General features: G+C 62.7%; 12 protein-coding genes. 9 read left to right on the top strand and 3 right to left on the bottom strand.

The genetic code is table 11. The features are described 5' to 3' along the window. Nucleotides 1–50: 50 nt before the first annotated feature. Together BcanWU425_RS36850 and mtnA are read left to right on the top strand one after the other, a co-directional pair. Nucleotides 51–926 carry an S-methyl-5'-thioadenosine phosphorylase gene (locus BcanWU425_RS36850; protein WP_018455934.1) on the top strand — a complete coding sequence of 292 codons (876 nt, stop codon included), beginning with the start codon at nt 51–53 and terminating at the stop codon, nt 924–926. Between the two features lie 18 nt (nt 927–944). Further along, nucleotides 945–2,054 carry an S-methyl-5-thioribose-1-phosphate isomerase gene (mtnA, locus tag BcanWU425_RS36845; protein WP_018455935.1) on the top strand — a complete coding sequence of 370 codons (1,110 nt, stop codon included), beginning with the start codon at nt 945–947 and terminating at the stop codon, nt 2,052–2,054. 41 nt (nt 2,055–2,095) lie between these two features. On the opposite strand, the gene BcanWU425_RS36840 is transcribed toward mtnA, so the two are convergent. Next, a complete protein-coding gene (locus BcanWU425_RS36840; RefSeq protein ID WP_018455936.1) occupies nt 2,096–2,731 on the bottom strand; it encodes an HAD-IA family hydrolase in 636 nt (211 codons plus the stop codon). Between the two features lie 111 nt (nt 2,732–2,842). Between BcanWU425_RS36840 and BcanWU425_RS36835 the strand changes: the two genes are divergently transcribed. Further along, nucleotides 2,843–3,601, top strand: a complete 759-nt coding sequence (locus BcanWU425_RS36835) for a S1 family peptidase (RefSeq protein WP_018455937.1) — start codon at nt 2,843–2,845, stop codon at nt 3,599–3,601. Nucleotides 3,602–3,726: 125 nt separating this feature from the next. Next, nucleotides 3,727–5,229, top strand: a complete 1,503-nt coding sequence (locus BcanWU425_RS36830; protein WP_204513110.1) for a flavin-containing monooxygenase — start codon at nt 3,727–3,729, stop codon at nt 5,227–5,229. A gap of 213 nt (nt 5,230–5,442) precedes the next feature. Here BcanWU425_RS36830 and BcanWU425_RS36825 read toward each other — a convergent pair whose 3' ends face one another. Further along, the gene (locus BcanWU425_RS36825; RefSeq protein WP_007598081.1) at nt 5,443–6,372 is read right to left on the bottom strand and encodes a response regulator; all 930 of its coding nucleotides are present in this window, start codon (nt 6,370–6,372) and stop codon (nt 5,443–5,445) included. Continuing rightward, entirely contained in the window at nt 6,356–9,727 is a 3,372-nt protein-coding gene (locus BcanWU425_RS36820; RefSeq protein WP_231190985.1) for a hybrid sensor histidine kinase/response regulator, read from the bottom strand. Before BcanWU425_RS36820 ends, BcanWU425_RS36825 begins: the two co-directional genes overlap by 17 nt. Before the next feature lie 175 nt (nt 9,728–9,902). Here BcanWU425_RS36820 and urtA point away from each other — a divergent pair, with 175 nt between their 5' ends. The 5 genes from urtA (at nt 9,903) to urtE (ending at nt 14,968) form a co-directional block, all read left to right on the top strand. Further along, nucleotides 9,903–11,162, top strand: a complete 1,260-nt coding sequence (gene urtA / locus BcanWU425_RS36815) for an urea ABC transporter substrate-binding protein (protein ID WP_018455941.1) — start codon at nt 9,903–9,905, stop codon at nt 11,160–11,162. A gap of 148 nt (nt 11,163–11,310) precedes the next feature. After that, a complete protein-coding gene (urtB, locus tag BcanWU425_RS36810; RefSeq protein WP_204513111.1) occupies nt 11,311–12,237 on the top strand; it encodes an urea ABC transporter permease subunit UrtB in 927 nt (308 codons plus the stop codon). 17 nt (nt 12,238–12,254) lie between these two features. Continuing rightward, nucleotides 12,255–13,394 (top strand): urea ABC transporter permease subunit UrtC, encoded by a 1,140-nt coding sequence (gene urtC / locus BcanWU425_RS36805; protein WP_018455943.1) that lies wholly within the window; start codon nt 12,255–12,257, stop codon nt 13,392–13,394. A gap of 117 nt (nt 13,395–13,511) precedes the next feature. Continuing rightward, entirely contained in the window at nt 13,512–14,267 is a 756-nt protein-coding gene (urtD, locus tag BcanWU425_RS36800) for an urea ABC transporter ATP-binding protein UrtD (RefSeq protein ID WP_018455944.1), read from the top strand. 11 nt (nt 14,268–14,278) lie between these two features. Further along, entirely contained in the window at nt 14,279–14,968 is a 690-nt protein-coding gene (gene urtE, locus BcanWU425_RS36795) for an urea ABC transporter ATP-binding subunit UrtE (protein ID WP_204513112.1), read from the top strand.

Raw genomic sequence — 14,968 nt, 5'->3', positions numbered from 1 at the left:
GGCATAGCTTCTCCACGGAATCGCGATGGCGCGAACGGGGTGGAGCAGGCATGACGCAGGCGGTATTGGGCATCATCGGCGGCTCCGGCATCTACGATCTGCCGGGGCTGGAGGACGCTCGCGAAGAGGTGATCAGGAGTCCCTGGGGTGAACCGTCGGCACCCCTGCGGCGCGGCTCGATTGCCGGCCTGCCGATCGTGTTCCTGCCGCGCCACGACAAGGGCCACCGGCTGTCGCCCTCCGACATCAATTATCGCGCCAATATCGACGTCCTCAAGCGCGCAGGGGTCACAGACCTGATCTCGCTGTCGGCCTGCGGCTCGTTCAGGGAGGAACTGCCGCCGGGAACCTTCGTTCTCGTCGACCAGTTCGTCGATCGTACCCACAAACGCGAGAGCTCGTTCTTCGGGAGGGGATGCGTCGCGCATGTGTCGATGGCGCACCCGGTCTCGCCGCGGCTGCGCATCCACCTTGCCACGGCGGCCGAAGCCGAGGGCATCGCGTTTGCGCGCGGCGGCACCTATGTCTGCATGGAGGGACCGCAATTCTCGACCTATGCGGAAAGCATGACCTACAAGACGCTTGGCTATTCCGTAATCGGCATGACCAACATGCCCGAGGCGAAACTCGCGCGTGAGGCGGAGCTTTGCTACGCCACCGTCGCGATGGTGACGGATTTCGATTGCTGGCATCCTGATCACGACGCCGTCACCGTGCAGGACATCATCCGCGTTCTGAGCTCGAACGCCGACAAGGCAAAAGCGCTGGTGGCGCGGCTGGCGAAAGACTTCCCGCGCGAGCATGAGCCGTGCCCGATCGGCTCGGACCGCGCGCTCGATACCGCGCTGATCACCGCGCCCGAGGCGCGCGATCCCGAGCTCTTGAAGAAGCTCGACGCGGTGGCCGGGCGCATCCTGCGAACGTGATACGAAAGGCAGAATCCCATGAAGGTCGACGGCAAGCATTTCCGCAGCATCTGGCGTGAGCGCGACGGCTGGTCGGTCGGAGCGATCGACCAGCGCCGGCTGCCGCATGAGTTCATCGTTGCGAAGCTGACCTCATGCGAGGACGCGGCCCTCGCCATCCGCGACATGCTGGTGCGCGGTGCGCCACTGATCGGCGCGACCGCAGCTTACGGCATGGCGCTGGCGATGCGCGAGGACGCTTCCGACGCCGGCCTGAAGCGCGCCTACGACACGCTCGTGGTGGCGCGGCCGACCGCGATCAATCTGAAATGGGCCCTGGACGAGATGCGCGCGAGCCTCGCGCCGATCGATGCACTGGAGCGCGCGGAGGCCGCCTATGCGCGCGCCGACGAGATCGTCGAGCAGGACGTCGAGATCAACCGCGGCATCGCCGGCAACGGCCTGAAACTCATCGAGGCGATCGTCGCAAGGAAGAAGCCGGGCGAGACCGTCAATGTGCTGACCCATTGCAATGCCGGCTGGCTTGCGACCGTCGACTGGGGCACGGCGACGGCGCCGATCTATCTGGCGCACGAGCGCGGCATCAAGATCCACGTCTGGGTCGACGAGACGCGGCCGCGCAACCAGGGCGCCTCGCTCACGGCCTGGGAGCTTGGCCATCACGGCGTGGCGCATACGGTGATTCCGGACAACACCGGCGGGCATCTGATGCAGCACGGCATGGTCGATCTCGCCATCGTCGGCACCGATCGCGTTGCCGCCAATGGCGATGTCTGCAACAAGATCGGCACATATTTGAAGGCGCTCGCCGCTCACGACAATAATGTGCCGTTCTATGTCGCGCTGCCGTCGCCGACGATCGATTTCGCCGTTGATGACGGCATCCGCGACATCCCGATCGAGCAGCGCAGCGGCACGGAAGTCACCGACATGACCGGCCGCACCGCGGACGGAAGGCTTGAGACCGTGCGCATCGTGCCGGAGGGCTCGCCGGTCGCGAACTATGCCTTCGACGTGACCCCGGCACGGCTCATCACCGGCCTCATCACCGAGCGCGGCGTGCTGAAGCCCGATCGCGCCTCACTTGCCGCGGCGTTTCCGGAGCGGATCGCAGCTGCGGCGGAGTAGTTCTGGCTCGGCGATAGCTCGCAATGACGGAGAATGACGCTCTAGCTCAGCTTCAATCCCGTCGCGGCCTCGAGCCCGGCGATCGCCTGGGCGCCGCTGGTGACCTTGATCGTCGTCATGCCCATCTCGCGTGCCGGCTTCAGATTGACGCCGAGATCGTCGAGATAGACGCAATTCTTCGGATCGACCTTCAGCGTTTCGACCATCAGCTGATAGATGCGCGGGTCGGGCTTGCGCAGGCCGATTTTGGCGGACTCGATGACATGGTCGAACAGCACCATCACCTCGGCGACATAGAGTGAGCGCCCGGTCATGCTGCCGATCGCATTGGCCGGCAGATTGTTGGTAATGCAGCCGGTCTTGAATTGCGCCTTGATGCGCTTCAACGCTTCGACCATCTCGGGGCGCAGATCGCCCTGAAGCAGCGGCAGCACGTCGCGGCCGCGCACCTCCGCGCCGAGCGCCAGCGATTCCGTCGCGAACAGTCTGTCGAACGTGTCGATATCGACCTCGGCGCGCTCGAACTTGGCCCAGGCATTTTCCAGATGATTGGCGGCATTGGTGCGCCGGATGATGTCGATGGGCAGGCCACGCTCTGTCTCGAACCGCGTGAACGCTTCAAACGGCGAACTCGTCAGCACGCCACCAAAATCAAAGATCACAGCCTCGATCGTCAAGATCCCGCCCTCGTCAATTCCTTTCCAAGAGCGCTAGCATGCGCTATCGGCAAGGGCCAGTCCGAAGCCATCCTAATGCTGTCACCGACGCCAACACCAAAGCGTGTTCCCATGAAGAAGCTCGTAACCCTCATTGCGATCGCGCTGCCGCTCGCCACGCCCGCTTATGCCATCGTTGGTGGCGGCACGCCCCAGGCCGATGGCGTCGCGCGCGCCGTCGTCACGATCGTCGGCTCGCGCGGCAATTTCTGTACCGGCACCCTCGTTGCGCCAAAGCTGGTGCTTACCGTCGCCCACTGCGTGCAACCCGGCGCGGACTACAAGATCGTCGATCGCGGCACCGACGGGCAGCCGCAACTGCTGAATGTCCGCACCGTCGCGATCCATCCGAATTTCAACATGCAGGCAATGCAAGCGCATCGCGCTACCGCCGACGTGGCGCTGCTGCAGCTGGAAATTCCACTCAAGGGAAAATCGACGGTGCCCGTCGGCGCGCCGAATATTCCGATCCAAGTCGGCAGCCGCTTCGTCGTCGCCGGTATCGGCGTCACCGTGCGTGGCGAGGGCAAGAGTGGCGGCGCGACGCGTGTTGCCGGCCTCGTCGCGACGGGTCAGCCCGGCACGCTCCAGATCCGGCTGGTCGACCCCGTAACCAACGGTGTTCGCGACGGAATTGGCGCCTGCACCGGCGATTCCGGCGGTCCCGTGTTCGAGGACAAGCCGACCGGATCCGTGCTCGTCGGCGTCATCAGCTGGTCCACGGGGCCGAACGGAGCCGCCGGCTGCGGCGGGCTGACCGGTGTTACGCCGCTCACGCTCTATCGCGACTGGATCTTGCAGACCGCGCGGAGCTGGGGTGCGGCGCTGTGATTTGACCGCGACCCGATCTATGTCATCTTGAAGCGGAAGCGCGATGGGCGACCATGTCCGTCGCGGAGGAAACGCGCCGCCCAACCAAGGGCGGCCACAAAAACAAGCAAGGCATAGAAGCAACAATGAATGTCGCTGTTCGCAGTCACGCCACGGCCAAACAGGCTTCTGAACATTTCGACGTGCTGATCGTCGGCGCCGGCATCTCGGGCATCGGCAGCGCCTATCACATGACCAAGCAGCTTCCGGGTGCGAGCTTCGTCATCCTGGAAACGCAGGCGACGTTCGGCGGCACGTGGACCACGCATCGCTATCCCGGCATCCGCTCCGACAGCGATCTCCACACCTTCGGTTATAGCTTCAAGCCCTGGGTCGGGCCGCCGATCGCGACCGCCGAGGAAATCCTCGCCTACATGAACGAGGTGATCGACGAAAACGATATCGCGCGGCATATCCGCTACAAGCACAAGATCAATTCGGCGAGCTGGTCGAGCGAGCAAAACCTCTGGACTATCGAGGCGGTGACGACCGACACCGGCGAAGCGAAAACATTCACTGCGAACTTCCTCTGGATGTGCCAGGGCTATTACCGCCATTCGGAAGGCTATACGCCGGAATGGAAAGGTACCGATCGCTTCAAGGGCCGCATCGTTCATCCGCAGACCTGGCCTGATGATATCGACCTCGCGAACAAGAAAGTCGTCGTGATCGGCTCCGGCGCGACGGCGGCGACGCTGGTGCCGAACATTGCCGACAAATGCGCGCATGTCACGATGCTGCAGCGTTCGCCGACCTATTTCCGTCTCGGCCGCAACGCCATCGAGATCGCGGAGGAGCTGCGCCGGCTGCAGGTCGACGAGGCCTGGATCCACGAGATCGTTCGCCGCAAGATCCTGTTCGAGCAGGACGCGTTCACCAAGCTTTGCTTGTCAAAACCCGAGCAGGTGAAAAAGGAGCTGATCGGGCAGATCAGCGCTGTGCTCGGTCCGGAGTACGATGTCGACACGCATTTCACGCCGAGCTACCGGCCGTGGCGGCAGCGCATCGCCTTCGTGCCCGATGCCGATCTGTTCAAGGGCATCGCCAGCGGCAAGGCGTCCGTCGTCACCGACGAGATCGAGTTCTTCGTTGAGAACGGCATCCAGCTCAAATCCGGCAAGCTGCTTGAGGCCGACGTCATCGTCACCGCAACCGGCTTCAATCTCGCGGCGCTCGGCGACATCGCCTTCGAGGTCGACGGCAAGCCGCTCGCTTTCGGCGACACCGTCACCTATCGCGGCATGATGTTCACGGGCGTGCCGAACATGGTCTGGGTCTTCGGCTATTTCCGCGCCAGCTGGACGCTGCGCGTCGATCTCGTCGCTGACTTCGTCTGCCGCCTGCTCGGTCACATGAAGGCCAAAGGCAAGAAGAAGGTCGAGGTCAAGTTACGCGCCGAAGACCACAACATGCCGATCCTGCCCTGGATCGATCCGGAAAACTTCAATCCCGGCTACATGATGCGCAACATGGACCTGCTGCCCAAGCGCGGCGACAAGCCGGAATGGCAGCACAGCCAGGATTACTGGACCGAAAAGGACGAGATCCCGAAGACGAATCTGGATGGCGGGGAGTTTGTGTACGGGTGAGGACTAGGCGCTAACCAAGCATTGCAACGTCGTCCCGGCCTAGTGCGCAATTGCGCACGGGGGCCGGGACCCATACAGCGAGGCCTATCGATTGCGGACGGTGCTAGTCCGAACGACTAGTCTTCGCCAAATCACTCCCTGGGGTTATGGGTCCCGGCCTTCGCCGGGACGACACGGTGTGCTGAGTCACATCCCAACTCACTCGGAGCAAGACTACGAATTCCTTCTTGTCGCATTCGTTGCAATCGCCGCAGCCGCGGTCCGGTTCTCGACTCCAAGCTTGGAGTAGATCTGCTCGAGATGCTTGTCGACCGTGCGCGGGCTCAAGCCCAAAATCTGCGCGATGTCGCGGTTGGTTTTGCCCTTGCTGAGCCAGGCCAGCACCTCGCCTTCGCGGGTAGTGAGGCCGAGCTCGCTGGTGAACTCGGGTGGCGGCGCGGTGCCGGATTCCCTGGAGAGCCGCAGCAGGAACTCGTTCGGTGCGGTCTCGCCCATGTAGTACAGCCGGAGCTGAGGATTGTCGGGCAAGGAAGCCGCCTGAGACTTCGAGCTGCCCTTGCCCTTCGCCTGCTCCAGCCATTGCAGCAATGATACCGGCAGGACGAAATCGTCGTCGGCCTGCGCGCCGTGGTGGTCCGCCAGCAGCTTCTGCGCCTGCGGGGTCGCCCACAACAATTTGCCCTGGCGGTTGACCGCGAACAGGAATCGGCCGGAGACATCGAGCGCGGCGCGTGCGCTTTGCGTCAGCCGCGCATTGCCGAGATGAACGCGGATCCGCGCCAGCATCTCCTCGATCACGATCGGCTTGGTCACGTAGTCGACGCCGCCGGCCTCCAGCCCGCGCACGATGTGCTCGGTCTCGGCGAGCCCCGTCATGAATATCACCGGGACATTGGCAAGGCCCGCATCGCGCTTGAGGCGGCGGCAGGTCTCGAACCCGTCCATGCCCGGCATCACAGCGTCGAGCAGCACGATGTCAGGCGTGATTTGGTCGACGATACGCATCGCGGCCGCGCCATCGAGCGCCACCATCACCGTCATCCCGGCGCTGTCGAGCGCGTCGGTGAGCAGCCGCAGCGTCTCCGGGGAGTCGTCAACAACGAGCGCGACGTCGCGCTTTTTCGACTCAGTGCTCATACGCATGCAACGTCTTCAATGTGGCCATGTACTGGCCGAGATCGAAGCGGTCGATCAGCGACCGCATTTCCGCGACGAAGTCGGCATGTTCAGGGTGCTCACTGCCGATCTCGTCCAGCTTCAACTGGATAGCCTTGACGTAGCCGATCTGACCGAGCCCGATCAGAGCCTCGATGTGTCGTACAGGCGGCCGCGAGCCGCTCTCCGGCCGCCACAGCGGCACCGCGATCTCCTCCGAGCCGTATTGCCATTCGACCTTGAGAAGCTGGCGGATACTTTCCAAAAGCCTGGGAATATCGATCGGCTTCATCAGGTAGCCGTCGTGGAAAGGCTGTGCCAGCGGTGTGCCGTGCGCCTCGAGCGCGCTGGCAGACACCATCAGGATGCGCGCCTGATGGTGGCCGCTGGCGCGCAGCGTCTCCGCCACCGTCCAGCCGTCCATGCCAGGCATGGAGATATCGAGCAGGAACAGATCAGGCCGGCAGTGCTGGGCTAGCGCCAGGCAGCCAGGCCCGTCGGGCGCGCTGAGCAGGATGAAGCCGAGTGGGGTCAACACCTCGCGCAGGAGGTCGCGATGCACGGGATCGTCGTCGGTGATGAGGATGGTCTTGCGCGCGCCGTGATAGCCCGAGATCGGGGCCTCCACCGGCGCAATGCGCTGCGGATTGGTGACTTCGGATAGCAGCATCTTGACCTTGAACGTGCTGCCGCTGCCGACCGTGCTCAAGACCTTGATGTCGCCGCCCATGACGCCGGCGAGCAACCGGCTGATGGTGAGGCCCAGCCCCGTGCCGGTCTGCGGCTGCGAGACACCGAGCGCGCCACGTTCGAAAGGTGCGAAGATGCGTTCGAGATCGTCGCCCTGGATGCCGGGGCCGGTGTCGATCACCTCGAACTCCGCGACCGGGCTGCGATAGTGCACCACGAACTGCACACTGCCGACCTGGGTGAATTTGATCGCGTTGGACAGCAGATTGATCAGCACCTGGCGCAGCCGCTTCTCGTCGGCATAGACCACGACCGGCAAATGCGCCGGCCGCCTGAACACGAAGTCGATGCTCTTGGCCGCGGCCTGAAGGCGGAACATGCCGACGAGCTGGTCGAGGAATTCGGTCAGGCGCACCTCGTCGCGCGACAGGTACAGCCGCCCCGCCTCGATCTTGGAGATGTCCAGAATGCCGTCGATCAGGCCGGAGAGGTGATCGGCGCTGCGGCGGACGACGCGGACCTGGTCGCGCGGCTTGGTGTTGAGCGTGGTGTCCTGCTCCAGGAGTTGGGCATAGCCGCTGATCGCATTCAGCGGCGAGCGCAGCTCGTGGCTCAGGCCCACCACGTAGCGGCTCTTGGCGAGGTTGGCGGATTCTGCGATTTCCTTGGCGCGCTGGAGCTCGGCATCGGTGCGCTTGTGGGCGTCGATCTCCTGAATCAGCAGCGTGGTCTGGCGTCGGGTCTCGGCCTCGGCGGCCCGTCGGCTCTGCTGCGCCAGCACGAACAGCCAGGCCACCACGCCGATGATGATGCTGAGCGAGAAGAACACCTTCCAGAGCACGTTGGAGACGAGCATGTTCTCGCCAGGCACGCTGACCGAGCTCTGGAGGTAAATCAGCCCCAGCACCAGCGCGACGAGGCCCGCGGAGACCACGAACACACCGATGTAGTGGCCGAACTGCGAGTTGATCCGCTGATAGATCGCCTGCGGCAAGATCCTGGCGAGTGCGTCGGCGAACTGCACCTGCGCGCGCGCATGCGGTTTGCACAAATCGTGGCAGCGCGCATCGAGCGAGCAGCATAGCGAGCAGATCGGGCCGGCATAGGCAGGACAGGAGGTCATGTCCTCCGGCTCGAAATGGTGCTCGCAGATGCAGCACTGGATCGATTCGATGTTGGCCCAACTCCTCTTCGGCTTGCGCGCGATGTAATATTTTCCGTCGGTGAGCCAGGCGATGACGGGCGCGGTGACGAAGGCGACCGTCAGCGCGACGAAGGCCGCGAGCGCTTTCATGGTCGAGCCGAACAGGCCGTAGAATGCCGCGATCGAGACGATGGTCGCGATCGTCATCGCGCCGACGCCGACCGGGTTGATGTCGTAGAGATGGGCGCGCTTGAACTCCATCTGCGGCGGGCGCAGGCCGAGGGGCTTGTTGACCACGAGATCAGAGACCAGCGCACCGACCCAGGCGATCGCGACATTGGAGTAGAGCGCGAGCGTCTGCTCCAGCGCCTTGTAGACGCCGATCTCCATCAGCAGCAAGGCCACCATCACGTTGAACACCAGCCAGACGACCCGGCCCGGATGGCTATGAGTGAGACGCGAGAAGAAGTTCGACCAGGCGATCGAGCCTGCATAGGCGTTGGTGACGTTGATCTTGAGCTGCGACAGGATCACGAACGCGCCGGTGAGTGCCAGAGCCATGTCCGGCTGCGACAACACGTAGCGAAACGCCTCGAGATACATGTGCGCAGGCTCGGCCGCCAGCTCGCTGGAGAGGCCGTGGCTCAGCGCGAAGAAGGCGAGAAACGAGCCCAGCAGCAATTTCAGCGCGCCGAAGATGATCCAGCCGGGCCCCGCGATCAGCAGGGCGGCCCACCACGACGTTCGCGAGGTGCGGCGGTCGCGCGGCAGAAACCTGAGGAAGTCGACCTGCTCGCCGATCTGAGCCACCAGCGAAAACACCACGGAGGATGCTACGCCGAACAGCAGTAGATCGAAATGTCCGCTGGGGTCGCCGTGCTCGCCGGCGAATTTGCGCCATTCCGTGACCGAGTAAGGGTTGGCCCAGGCGATCGCCGCGAAGGGCAGGATGTGCAGGATGATCCAGATCGGCTGCGTCCAGAGCTGGAAGCGGCTGATCAGCGTGATGCCGTAGGTGACAAGCGGGATGATCGCGACCGCGCTGATGAGATAGCCGATCGGGCGCGGAATGCCGAAGCACATCTCGAGCGCCGTGGCCAGGATCACCGCTTCGATCGCGAAGAAGATGAAGGTGAAGGAGGCGTAGATCAGCGACGTGACGGTCGAGCCGATATAACCGAAGCCGGCGCCGCGGGTGAGCAGGTCAATGTCGATGCCGCATTTGGCGGCATAATAGGCAATCGGGACGCCGCAGCAGAAGATGATGATGGAGACGACGAGGATCGCGGCGGTGGCGTTGGTAACCCCGTAATTCAGGGTGATGGTGCCGCCGATCGCCTCAAGCGCGAGAAAGGAGATGGCGCCCAGGGCAGTGTTGGCGACGCGGGCAGCGGACCACCGGCGCGCGCTCTTGGCGGTGAAGCGCAGCGCGTAGTCTTCCAGCGTCTGGTTGGCGACCCATTGGTTGTACTGGCGCCTGACGCGATCTATTCGCTGCCGCCCTGCCACTTCAGCCCCCACTCCTACTCCCGAACGCGCCGGACCCCCTCGCAAAATCCGTACCAAAAGCCTACGTCGTCATTTTGCGGTGCAGTATACGCGATCTTGCGTATGCTTGCAGTGCACAAATTCGAGCCATCCTCACGGCACCAATCGCGTGTCCTCGAACAACAGTGGGGTGCTCATGTCAGACGAAGCGAACAAGGGCCTGTTATCGCCGCTCCGGCGCAAATTATTGATGGGAATGGCGGCCGTGCCGGCCATCACCATGCTACCGCGAGCATCTTTTGCGCAGGCCCCAGCGACCTCGGCAGTCAACACCACGGGTCTCGCGGTCACCGACACCGAGGTGACGGTCGGCATCCTGCATTCGGCGACCGGCACCATGGCCATCTCCGAGACCGGCTCGATCGAAGCCGAAAAGCTTGCCATCGAGCAGATCAATGCCATGGGCGGCGTGCTCGGTCGCAAGATCAAGTTCATCCAGGAAGACGGCGCCAGCGACTGGCCGACCTTTGCCGAGAAGGCCAAGAAGCTGCTGGTCAACGACAAGGTCGCGGCGATCATGGGCTGCTGGACCTCGGCGTCCCGCAAGGCCGTGCTGCCCGTCATGGAGCAGTACAACGGCATGCTCTATTACCCGACCTTCTACGAAGGTCTCGAGCAGTCCAAGAACGTGATCTACACAGGTCAGGAAGCCACTCAGCAGATCCTCGCCGGCCTGAACTGGATCGCCAAGGAGAAGGGCGCCAAGTCGTTCTTCTTCATCGGCTCCGACTACATCTGGCCGCGCACCTCGAACAAGATTGCGCGCAAGCATGTCGAGAACGTGCTGAAGGGCAAGGTGGTCGGCGAAGAGTATTATCCGCTCGGCAATACGCAGTTCAATTCGGTCATCAACAAGATCAAGCTGACCAAGCCCGACGTGATCTTCACCGACGTCGTCGGCGGCTCGAACGTCGCGTTCTACAAGCAGCTCAAGGCGGCCGGCATCGACCTCTCCAAGCAGGCGCTGCTCACGATCTCGGTGACCGAAGACGAGATCGACGGCATTGGCGGCGAGAACATCGCGGGCGCCTATGCCTGCATGAAGTACTTCCAGTCGCTCGACAATCCGAACAACAAGACCTTCGTTCCTGCGTTCAAGAAGATGTGGGGCGAGAAGACCGTGATCGGAGACGTCACCCAGGCTGCCTATCTCGGACCGTGGTTGTGGAAGTTGACGGTGGAGAAGGCGGGCTCCTTCGACATCGACAAGATCGCCGCGGCGTCGCCGGGCATCGAGTTCAAGGGCGCTCCGGAAGGCTATGTGCGCATCCACGAAAATCATCACCTCTGGTCGAAGACCCGGGTGGGACGCGCCAAGCTCGATGGCCAGTTCGAACTGATCTACGAGACCGCCGATCTGGTCGAGCCGGATCCGTTCCCCAAGGGCTACCAGTAAGACGAGATCTATCAGTTAGTCACGGCGTTCGTCGCCGTTTCCCTCTCAGGCAAAACCTCTCCCTGGCGTGGACCGCAAATCCACGCCCAAGACCCCCGCGTCGCGAACCTGCTCGCGACGCGGGACCCTTTCCCGACGGAGGACATCGATGTTCGGCGACTACTCGCTTGGTGACCTTGGCTCCATCTTCGTCATGCAGGGCTTTGCAGGACTGATCCTGTTCTCCGTCTACGTCCTGATGGCGCTGGGTCTTGCGATCATCTTCGGCCAGATGGGCGTCATCAACATGGCCCATGGCGAGTTCATGATCCTTGGGGCTTACGTCACCTGGATGACCTCGAATTTCTTCCAATCCTATTTGCCGAGCCTGTTCAGCGGCTACTTCTTCCTGGCGATGATCCTGGCCTTTGTCGCATCCGGTGCGTTGGGGATGCTGGTGGAATGGGTGCTGATACGGCATCTCTACAAGCGCCCGCTCGACACGCTGCTCGCGACTTGGGGCCTCAGCCTGATCCTGCAACAGGCCTATCGCTCCGTGTTCGGCGCGCGCGAGGTCGGCGTCGAGCTGCCGCAATGGATGCTCGGCTCGCTGCACGTGACCGACAGCATCGAAGTGCCGATCAACGGCGTCTTCGTGATGTGCCTCACCGTCCTGATCACTGTCGGCGTCGCCTACGTGATGTACAAATCGCGCTGGGGTCGACAGGTGCGCGCCGTCGTGCAGAACCGCATCATGGCCGGTGCCGTCGGCATCAACACCGAAAAGGTGGATCGCTACACTTTCGGCCTCGGCTGCGGCATTGCCGGTGTCGCTGGGAGCGCCTTCACCATGATCGGCTCGACCGGGCCGACCTCCGGACAGCTCTACATCGTCGATACGTTCCTGGTGGTCGTGTTCGGCGGCGCGGCAAGCCTGCTCGGCACCATCGCATCGGCCTTCTCAATCTCGCAGACCCAATCCACCCTCGAGTTCTTCCTGTCGGGCTCGATGGCTAAGGTGCTGACGCTGCTTGCCGTTGTCGGAATCCTGATGCTGCGGCCGCAGGGTCTCTTCGCCCTCAAGGTCCGCAAATAACAAGAAGCAGGCAAGTCATGGTCATCAACTCACGCTTCTTCAATCGATCCGAGCTCATGGGCTTCCTCGTGCTGGCCGCCGTGCTGTTCGTGATCCTGCCGCTCTCGCTGGATGTGTTCCGTCTCAACCTCGTCGCGAAGTATCTGACCTACGCCTTCGTCGCGCTCGGTCTCGTGCTGTGCTGGGGCTACGGCGGCATTCTCAGTCTGGGGCAGGGCGTGTTCTTCGGCCTCGGCGGCTATTGCATGGCGATGTTCCTCAAGCTGGAGGCCTCCAGCGTCGAAAATACCAAAATCCAGTCGACGCCAGGCATCCCGGACTTCATGGACTGGAATCAGATCACGTCACTGCCACTGTTCTGGCAGCCGTTTCACAGTCTCGCCTTCACCATCCTCGCCATCATCTTGGTCCCCGGCATCTTCGCGCTGATCATCGGCACTGCGATGTTCAAGCGGCGCGTGGGCGGCACCTACTTTGCCATCATCACCCAGGCGGTGGCGGCCATCCTCACCATCCTGATCGTGGGCCAGCAGGGCTACACCGGCGGCATCAACGGCATGACCGACCTGCGCACCCTCAAGGGATGGGACATCCGGCCCGACCACGCCAAGGTCATCTTGTACTTCGTCGAAGTGGTGCTGCTGTTCGCCTGCATCGGCATCGCGCAGTTCATCCGCCTGACCAAGCTCGGCCGCATCCTGGTGGCTATGCGCGAACAGGAGGACCGCGTCCGCTTCTCCGGCTACAGCGTCGCCAACTTCAAGATCTTTGCGTTCTGTATGGCCGCGGTTTTCGCCGCGATCGGCGGGGCCATGTTCGCGCTCAATGTCGGTTTCATGTCGCCGTCCTTTGTCGGCATCGTGCCGTCGATCGAGATGGTGATCTACACCGCGGTCGGCGGACGGATGTCGATCTTTGGCGCGATATGGGGGGCCATTCTGGTGAACTTCGCCAAGACCAGCCTGTCGGAATCCTTTCCGCAACTCTGGCTGTTTGGTCTCGGCGCGCTGTTCATCGCGGTCGTGCTCGCTTTCCCGAACGGCCTGTCGGGGCTCTGGGCCGACTATGTGCAGCCGCGCGTCGACCGCCTTTTCGCCTCGCGCAAGAAGCCGGGCTGGAGCGACAATTCGGTTGCCGACGGCGCACCAGCAGAGTGAGGAGACCATCATGCTCGTTGGTCATCGCGAGCCGATGCCATGCTGGCAGTGAGGAGATAGGTCATGCTCGTCGGTCATCGCGATGCCGATGCCACGCTGGCAGTGAGGAGATAGATCATGCTCGTCGGTCATCAGCCCAAGGAATTCCTGCTCGCGGTCTCCGGGCTGACGGTTTCCTTCGACGGCTTCAAGGCCGTCAACGATCTCTCGTTTTACGTCGAGGAGAACGAGATCCGCGTCATCATCGGCCCCAATGGGGCCGGCAAGACCACGGTGCTCGACCTGATTTGCGGCAAGACCAAGGCGACCGAAGGCTCGATCCAGTTTCGCGGGACCGAGCTGACCAAGCTGAAGGAGAACGAGATCGTCAAGGCCGGCGTCGGCCGCAAGTTCCAGACGCCGTCGGTGTTCGAAGACCTCACCGTGTTCGAGAATCTCGAGATCTCGTTTCCGCGCGGCCGCACCGTATTCGGCTCACTCACGTTCCAGCGTGACCAGCTGGTGAGGTCACGCGTCGGAGAGGTTGCCGAGATGATCTTCCTCAAGGACAAGCTCAACACCTATGCCTCCGAGCTCAGTCATGGCCAGAAGCAATGGCTCGAGATCGGCATGCTGCTGATTCAGGATCCTGACCTACTGATGCTGGACGAGCCCGTCGCCGGCATGAGCGTGTCCGAACGCACCAAGACCGCCGAGCTGCTCAACCGCATCATCAAAAATCGCTCGGTGCTCGTGATCGAGCACGACATGAAGTTCGTCGAGGACATCGCGCACAAGGTCACCGTGCTTCACCAGGGCCAGATCCTCTCGGAAGGCACCATGGAAAAGGTGAAGAACGATCCCAAGGTCGTCGAAGTTTATCTCGGTCACTAAGGAGCGCGACGATGCTGGCTATTTCTGATCTTCACGTCGCCTACGGCCAGAGCGAGGTGCTGCACGGGCTCAACGTCAAAGTCGCGCCCAACGAGATCGTGGCGATCATGGGTCGCAACGGCATGGGCAAAACCACGCTGATGAAATCGCTGATGGGGATCCTGCCGGCCAAGAGTGGCTCGGTGACCATGGACGGCGCCGAGCTCGGCAGCCTGCCGAGCTACGAGCGGGTGGCCAAGGGGCTCGCCTATGTGCCGCAAGGCCGCATGATCTTTTCTGCCATGACGGTGAAGGAGAACATCGAGACCGGCCTCGTGGTCTCCGGCGGAACCGAAGTACCCGGTGACATCTACGAACTGTTTCCGGTGCTGCTGGAGATGAAGGACCGCCGTGGCGGCAATCTCTCCGGCGGCCAGCAGCAACAACTCGCGATCGCTCGTGCGCTGGCGACCAAGCCAAAAGTGCTGCTGCTCGACGAGCCGACTGAAGGTATCCAGCCGTCGATCATCAAGGAGATGGCGCGCACGCTCAAGCGCATCCGCGACGAGAAGGGGCTTTCAATCGTCGTGTCCGAGCAGGTCCTGAGCTTCGCGCTCGATATCGCCGACCGTGTGCTGGTGATCGAGAACGGCGAGATCGTCCGTGATGATCCGCGCGACGCCGTCGATGCCGCGCAGGTCTCGAAATATCTGTCCGTCTAA

The organism is Bradyrhizobium sp. WU425, from assembly GCF_021052305.1.
Lineage (GTDB): Bacteria > Pseudomonadota > Alphaproteobacteria > Rhizobiales > Xanthobacteraceae > Bradyrhizobium > Bradyrhizobium canariense_D.
Note: the sequence above shows the minus strand (reverse complement) of the source record. Positions and strands in the feature narration are given on the sequence as shown.

What these genes read in the sequence shown, in the direction of transcription:
- BcanWU425_RS36850 (WP_018455934.1), top strand. Translation starts at nt 51, where the DNA reads ATGACGCAGGCGGTATTGGGCATCATCGGCGGCTCCGGCATCTACGAT.
- mtnA (WP_018455935.1), top strand. Translation starts at nt 945, where the DNA reads ATGAAGGTCGACGGCAAGCATTTCCGCAGCATCTGGCGTGAGCGCGAC.
- BcanWU425_RS36835 (WP_018455937.1), top strand. Translation starts at nt 2,843, where the DNA reads ATGAAGAAGCTCGTAACCCTCATTGCGATCGCGCTGCCGCTCGCCACG.
- BcanWU425_RS36830 (WP_204513110.1), top strand. Translation starts at nt 3,727, where the DNA reads ATGAATGTCGCTGTTCGCAGTCACGCCACGGCCAAACAGGCTTCTGAA.
- BcanWU425_RS36825 (WP_007598081.1), bottom strand. Translation starts at nt 6,372, where the DNA reads ATGCGTATGAGCACTGAGTCGAAAAAGCGCGACGTCGCGCTCGTTGTT.
- urtA (WP_018455941.1), top strand. Translation starts at nt 9,903, where the DNA reads ATGTCAGACGAAGCGAACAAGGGCCTGTTATCGCCGCTCCGGCGCAAA.
- urtB (WP_204513111.1), top strand. Translation starts at nt 11,311, where the DNA reads ATGTTCGGCGACTACTCGCTTGGTGACCTTGGCTCCATCTTCGTCATG.
- urtC (WP_018455943.1), top strand. Translation starts at nt 12,255, where the DNA reads ATGGTCATCAACTCACGCTTCTTCAATCGATCCGAGCTCATGGGCTTC.
- urtD (WP_018455944.1), top strand. Translation starts at nt 13,512, where the DNA reads ATGCTCGTCGGTCATCAGCCCAAGGAATTCCTGCTCGCGGTCTCCGGG.
- urtE (WP_204513112.1), top strand. Translation starts at nt 14,279, where the DNA reads ATGCTGGCTATTTCTGATCTTCACGTCGCCTACGGCCAGAGCGAGGTG.